The 6149-nt window shown below is 69.5% G+C and carries 5 protein-coding genes; all 5 read right to left on the reverse strand.

The genetic code is table 11. From position 1 onward, the window contains the following. Nucleotides 1-13 precede the first annotated feature (13 nt). Nucleotides 14-1804 (reverse strand): amino acid ABC transporter permease/ATP-binding protein, encoded by a 1791-nt coding sequence (locus tag C5O79_RS38840; protein WP_122475882.1) that lies wholly within the window; start codon nt 1802-1804, stop codon nt 14-16. A gap of 64 nt (nt 1805-1868) precedes the next feature. Beyond that, nucleotides 1869-3221 (reverse strand): LLM class flavin-dependent oxidoreductase, encoded by a 1353-nt coding sequence (locus C5O79_RS24295; RefSeq protein WP_039357693.1) that lies wholly within the window; start codon nt 3219-3221, stop codon nt 1869-1871. Nucleotides 3222-3228: 7 nt separating this feature from the next. Then, nucleotides 3229-4278, reverse strand: coding sequence for an LLM class flavin-dependent oxidoreductase (locus C5O79_RS24300; protein WP_122475878.1), 1050 nt, complete (start codon nt 4276-4278; stop codon nt 3229-3231). A gap of 52 nt (nt 4279-4330) precedes the next feature. After that, on the reverse strand, nt 4331-5281 hold the full coding sequence (locus C5O79_RS24305; RefSeq protein ID WP_122475875.1) for an ABC transporter substrate-binding protein: 951 nt from the start codon (nt 5279-5281) through the stop codon (nt 4331-4333). Between the two features lie 56 nt (nt 5282-5337). Then, the gene (locus tag C5O79_RS24310) at nt 5338-5898 is read right to left on the reverse strand and encodes a GNAT family N-acetyltransferase (RefSeq protein WP_047849944.1); all 561 of its coding nucleotides are present in this window, start codon (nt 5896-5898) and stop codon (nt 5338-5340) included. Nucleotides 5899-6149: the final 251 nt, after the last annotated feature.

Genomic DNA, 6149 nt, shown 5'->3' on the forward strand with positions numbered 1-6149 from the left:
GGAGCGGCGCGCATCACAGCACCCGCGACAGGAACGCACGCGTACGCGGATGCGACGGCGCGTCGAGCACGACGGCCGGCGGCCCGGCTTCAACGATGCGCCCGCGCTCCATGAACAGCACGTTGTCCGCGACTTCGCGCGCGAAGCCGATTTCGTGCGTGACGATCACGAGCGTCGTGCCCGAACGCGCGAGTTCCTTGATCACGTCGAGTACCTCGTTGACGAGTTCGGGATCGAGCGCCGACGTCGGCTCGTCGAACAGCAGCACCTTCGGGCGCAGCGCGAGCGCCCGCGCGATCGCGACGCGCTGCTGCTGGCCGCCGGACAACTGGCGCGGATATGCATCGGCCTTGTCCGCGAGGCCGACGCGCGCGAGCAGCGTGCGGGCGATGCGTTCGGCGGCATCGCGCGTGATGCCGCCGACGGCGACCGGCGCTTCGACCAGGTTCTCGAGCACGGTCAGGTGCGGGAACAGGTTGAAGTTCTGGAACACCATCCCGACGGCCGTGCGCCGCGTCAGCACCTCGCGCTCCTTCAGCTCGTAGAGCATGTCGCCGTCGCGCCGATAGCCGATCAGTTCGCCGTCGATGTCGATGAAGCCGTCGTCGACGCGTTCGAGATGGTTGATCGTGCGCAGCAGCGTCGACTTGCCCGAGCCCGACGGCCCGACGATCGCGGTCACGCTGCCGCGCGGCGCGACGAACGACACGTTGTCGAGCACGCGCTGCATGCCGAACTGCTTCGACACGCCATGCACGGCCACTTCGCCGCCGGCGCGCGGTGCAACGGCGCTCGCCGCGTCGCCATCGCCGTGAGGCTGGGCGACCGATGCCGCGTGACGGGACGCGACACGGCGCCACAGCGCGCCGATACGCGCAAGCGCGAACGTGATGACGGACGGCGGCGGGTTGCGCAGCGCGCCGCGCGCATAGTGCCGCTCGACCTGCACCTGGATGGCCGACAGCACGGTCAGGATGATCAGGTACCAGACGGTCGCGACCATCAGCAGCGGAATCACTTCGAGATTGCGGCGATAGATCACCTGCACCGTATAGAACAGCTCCGGCATCGCGAGCACGTACACCATCGACGTGCCTTTCGCGAGCGAGATCAGGTCGTTGAACGCGGTCGGCAGGATCGCACGCATCGCCTGCGGCAGCACGATCCGCGTGGTCTGGCGGCCGCGCGGCAGCCCGAGCGCGGCGGCGGCTTCGAGCTGGCCCTGGTCGACCGCGAGAATGCCGCCGCGAATCACTTCCGCGGAAAAGGCCGCGTGGTTCAGCGTGAGACCGAGCACGGCTGCGAGGAACGGGCTGATGAGATCGGTCGTCGGCGTGTCGAACCAGACGATGTCCGTGAACGGCACGCCGAGCCGCACGTGCTCGTACAGGTAGCCGAGGTTGTTCAGGATCAGCAGCAGCACGATCAGCGGAATCGAGCGGAACAGCCACACGAACGTCCACGCGCTCGCCGACAGCAGCCGCGAACGCGACAGCCGGGCCAGCGCGACGAACGCGCCGAGCACGAAGCCGAACACCGCGCCGAGCAGCGTCAGCACCAGCGTGCGCGCGAGCCCCGACAGCACCGGCGGCGACAGGAACCATTCGGCGAACACCGGCCAGCCCCATTGCGGGTTGCCGAGAATCGAATGCAGGACGATCGCGATCAGCGCGACGGCGAGCACGGTGCCAGCCGTGCGCGACCGGTGGCGCGCGGGCACGATCCTGAAACGCGTGCTGGCGTCGCGTGCGCCGGGGGGAGAAAGCGGCGGCAGCGCGCCGCCGAGGTGGGTGGTGTCGCTCATGTCGGTGGAAATCCTCGAATCGGTCGGGCGGGCGCGCCGCGCGCGGGCGGCGCGGCGGCGGGTGTCAGGCGTGCGCTTCGGCCGCCGTTTCGTGCGACGCGCCAGGCGCCGCGTGGCGGCTGGCCTTGCGCGGCAGCCCGAGGTGGTCGCGCAGCGTTGCACCGGGCAGGTCGCGGCTGTAGCGCCCGCGTGCCTCGAGCTCCGGAATCACGAGTTCGACGAAATCCTCGACGCCCTGCGCCTGCACCGCGAAGCCGAGGATGAAACCGTCGCCGGCACCGGCGTCGTGCCAGCGGATCAGCTCGTCGGCGACATGCTCGGCCGTGCCGATGAAGTTCGGGCGCGGCGTGGCGACCGCGAGCGCCGTCTCGCGCAGTGAGAGCCCTTTCTGTTTTGCATCGGCCTTGATCCGGTCGGTGGTCGAGCGGAAGCTGTTGCGGCCGAGCTCGCCGAGTTCCGGGAACGGCGCATCGAGCGCGTACTGCGTGAAATCGTGGTGATCGAAATAGCGGCCGAGATACGCGAGCGCCTCGTCGATCGTCAGCAGGTTGCGGATCGCCTGGTACTTGTCCTCGGCCTCGGCCGCGGTGCGGCCGACGATCGGCCCGATGCCGGGGAAAATCTTCACGTCGCTGCCTTGCCGGCCATGCTCGATCGCGCTCTGCTTCACGCGCCGCGTGAACGCGGCCGTTTCGTCGAGCGACGGCGAATGCGTGAACACCGCATCCGCATACTTGCCCGCGAGCGCGATGCCGGTGTCCGACGAACCGGCCTGGAAGATCACCGGCTGCCCCTGCGGCGAGCGCTGGATGTTGAGCGGGCCCGCGACCTGGAAAAAGCGGCCGTGGTGGTCGAGCGTGTGGAGCTTGTCGCGGTCGAAGAAGCGGCCGGTCGCGCGGTCGCGCACGAAGGCGTCGTCGTCCCAGCTGTCCCACAGGCCCTGCACGACTTCGAGGTATTCGTCGGCGATCTCGTAGCGCAGTTCGTGATCGGGATGCGCCTTGCCGAAATTCTTCGCGGTGCCTTCGAGCGGCGTCGTCACGACGTTCCAGCCCGCGCGTCCGCCGCTGATCGCATCGAGCGACGCGAGCTGGCGCGCGACCGTGAACGGCTCGCTGTACGACGTCGAGATCGTGCCGGCGAGCCCGATCTTCTTCGTCGCGACTGCGAGCGCCGACAGCACGGTCAGCGGTTCGAAGCGGTTCAGGAAGTGCGGGATCGACTTCTCGTTGATGTAGAGGCCGTCCGCGACGAACGCGAACGCGATGCCGGCGGCTTCCGCCTTGCGCGCGATGCCGATCGCGAAGTCGAGGTTGATGCTCGCGTCCGGCGGGTTGCTCGGGTGCCGCCATGCGTTCATGTGGCTGCCTGCGCCTTGCAGCATCAGGCCGAAGGGGATCGATCGTCGGGTGGTCATGGGAGCGTCACGCGTTCTGGTCAGGGGAGAGGGAGCGGTCGGCCGCGAGGGCCGCCTGCAACGGCGTGGCCGACAGCGCGCCGCCGAGCCATTCGACCGATGCGAGCCGGGCCGCGTAGTCGGTCACCGGCGAATCGATCACGAACGCATCGACGTCGAGCCGCCGGCTCAGTGCATCGAGCGCGCGGTGGATGCGCTCGGGCGTATCGGCCAGCACCGTCGGGCGCAACTCGTCGATCCGGTAGTCGGACGCGCCGCTCTGCCGCGCGAATTCGGCGGCCGCCTGCGCGCTGGCGAGATTGAAGCTCTGGCCGCCCGCGAACTGCAGCTTGAAGATCTTCAGCGGCCCGATCAGCTGCTCGGCCGCGTCGCGCGTCGGCGCGGCCACGGCGTACAGCGCGACCAGCGGCCGGGTGCCACCGGCGCTGCGGTACGCGTCCAGCGAGCGTTCGAGGTTTGCGTCGTCGCCGTTGAAATGCCCGGCATAGCAGAAGCGCCAGCCGTGGCGCGCGGCGAGCGCGCCGCTGTCCGGCGAGCCGCCGAGCAGGATGCGTTCGGGCGCCTGCGGCGGCACGGGCAGCGCGACGGCGCCGGCGAGCGGGTGATCCTCGGCGACGCCCCAGCCGAGAAACGCGTCGAGCTCCGCGAGCTGGCCCGCGAAGTCCGGCTTGCGCGCCTTGTCGTGGAACCACTGCAGCGCGCGCGTGGTCAGCGGCAACCCGCCGGGCGCCTTGCCGACGCCGAGATCGACGCGGCCGGGCGCGAGCGCGGCCAGCACCTTGAAGGTTTCGGCGACCTTGAACGGGCTGTAGTGCTGCAGCATCACGCCGCCCGAGCCGACGCGGATGCGCGACGTGTGCGCGAGCAGGTGCGCGACGACGATTTCCGGCGCCGAGCTTGCAAAGGCCGGCGTGCCGTGATGTTCGGCGACCCAGAAGCGCTCGTAGCCGAGCTGTTCGGCGCGCTGCGCGAGCGTCGTGGTGAAGCGCAGCGCGTCGGCGGCGCTCGCGCCGTCGGCGATCGGACTCTTGTCCAGCAACGAAAGCGAATAAGACATGGTGAGCGGCGTTCCTGCGTGAGCGTGAATGGACGGTGAGCGTGCGCGGCGTTCAGCTCTTCGGCAGCCCCGGCGGATTCGTGCGCGACTGGTCGATCGCTTCCGATGCGAGGTTCCAGCGGTCGAGCACCTGCTGGTAGCGGCCGTTCTTGATCAGCCCGTTCAACGCGACGGTGAGCGGATCGGCGAGCCCGCTGCCGCGGCGCGTCGCGATCGCGATGTCGGCGGTGCGCGGCCAGCCGCCGCTGATCGCGCCGACGAGCCGCGTCTTGCCTTGCTGCGCGCTCTGGTACGCGAGCACCGAGTTCACGCTGAACACCGCATCGGCGCGGCCCGACTGCACGGCGACGATACGCATCGCCTGGTCGTCGTAGTACTGGATCTTCTGCACGGGTTTCAGCCCGTGCGCGACGTTCTCGCGATCCCACGCGAGCAGGATTTTTTCCTGGTTGGTGCCGGCGTCGGTCACGACGCGCAGCCCCGCGACGTCCTTCGGCTCGCGGATCGCCTGGATCTTGCTGTCGTTGCGCACGTAGAAGCCGACCTGGTCCTTGCGGTAGGTCGAGAAATCGAACTTCTGCTTGCGCTCCTCGGTGACGGTGACGTTCGAGATCACCGCGTCGACTTTCCCGGATTCGAGGGCGAGCGGCCAGTCGGCCCACGCGAGCGCGACGATCTTCAGCTTGCGGCCGAGGCTGTCGGACACGAGCTGGCCGACGTCGGCGTCGAAGCCGATCACCGTGCGCGCGTCGGTCGCATACGAGCTGATCGGCGGCAGGCTCGGCGCAACGCCGATCGTCAGCGTGCCGGGCTCGGCGAACTTGAACGACGCGGGCACGGCGCGCTCGACCGCCGCATCGGCCACGCCGCGCGGGCGGCCGCGTTGCTCGGGGCTCAGGTCGAACGTGGCGGCGGCCGCGGCTGCGGCGAACGCGGTCAGGCCGATCAGTGCGGCGGCCAGCGTGCGCGCGGCACGGGAAGAAAGCGGTACGACTCGTTGCATGAAGGCGTCCTGTGGTGGCAAGCGGAGATCGGAGGGAGGCAGGGAGGCGGTCGCGGTCAGCGCGACAGCACCGGTTCGGGCACGGGCGCCCACAGGTCGGCCAGCGTCGACGTGCGCGACGGATCGGCGAGATCCTTGCCGAACCGCAGGTGGAAATACGCTTCGGGGGCGATCGACGGATCGAACAGCCGCGTATAGCCGGTGCGGTCGTACAGTGCCCATGCTTCGGGCTGGCGAAAACCGGTGGTCAGGTAGATGCGGCGATAGCCCTGCTGCGCGGCGCGCAGCTCGAGCGCCTCGACGATGAGGCGGGCGAGGCCCTGGCGGCGCAGGTCCGAGCGGGTCCAGATGCGTTTGAGCTCGGCGGTCTGTGCGTCGTAGCGCTTGAACGCGCCGCCGCCGATCGTTACGCCGTCGCGCAGCAGCAGCACGAACGCGCCTTCGGGCGGCGCGAACGCTTCGGCCGGGTAGCGTGCGAGTTCTTCACGGGCGGACGCGTGGCTGTCGGGGCGATACGCGTTGTAACGGGTCGAATACTCGTCGATCAGCGCGTCGATCAGCGGTTGCGCGCGGACGTCGAGCGGCGTCGTGTCGATGATGCGGTCGGTCGTGGCCATGGGCATCGCGAAGGGCGCGCGATGCGGACATTCCTGGCGGGGTGCGGGCACGCGGCCCGTCCGGTCTGTTCCGTTATCGCGACGCGGTTGTCGTGATGGCGGCGGCCGGTGCGCATCCTGCCGGAATGCAGATGGCGGGCCGCCGCCGTTTTGAACACGTTAGCGGCGCGGCCGGCAAAGGCGAACGAAGCAATTTCGATAAGGATTTCGCGGCGGGCGTCAGAAGGCTCGCAGCGGGGGTGGGGTGAAGG

Origin of the sequence: Burkholderia sp. SRS-25, assembly GCF_004343765.1 — a bacterium.
In the GTDB taxonomy this organism is placed as follows: domain Bacteria; phylum Pseudomonadota; class Gammaproteobacteria; order Burkholderiales; family Burkholderiaceae; genus Burkholderia; species Burkholderia contaminans.

What these genes read in the sequence shown, in the direction of transcription:
- C5O79_RS24300 (WP_122475878.1), bottom strand. Translation starts at nt 4,278, where the DNA reads ATGTCTTATTCGCTTTCGTTGCTGGACAAGAGTCCGATCGCCGACGGC.
- C5O79_RS24310 (WP_047849944.1), bottom strand. Translation starts at nt 5,898, where the DNA reads ATGGCCACGACCGACCGCATCATCGACACGACGCCGCTCGACGTCCGC.
- C5O79_RS38840 (WP_122475882.1), bottom strand. Translation starts at nt 1,804, where the DNA reads ATGAGCGACACCACCCACCTCGGCGGCGCGCTGCCGCCGCTTTCTCCC.
- C5O79_RS24295 (WP_039357693.1), bottom strand. Translation starts at nt 3,221, where the DNA reads ATGACCACCCGACGATCGATCCCCTTCGGCCTGATGCTGCAAGGCGCA.
- C5O79_RS24305 (WP_122475875.1), bottom strand. Translation starts at nt 5,281, where the DNA reads ATGCAACGAGTCGTACCGCTTTCTTCCCGTGCCGCGCGCACGCTGGCC.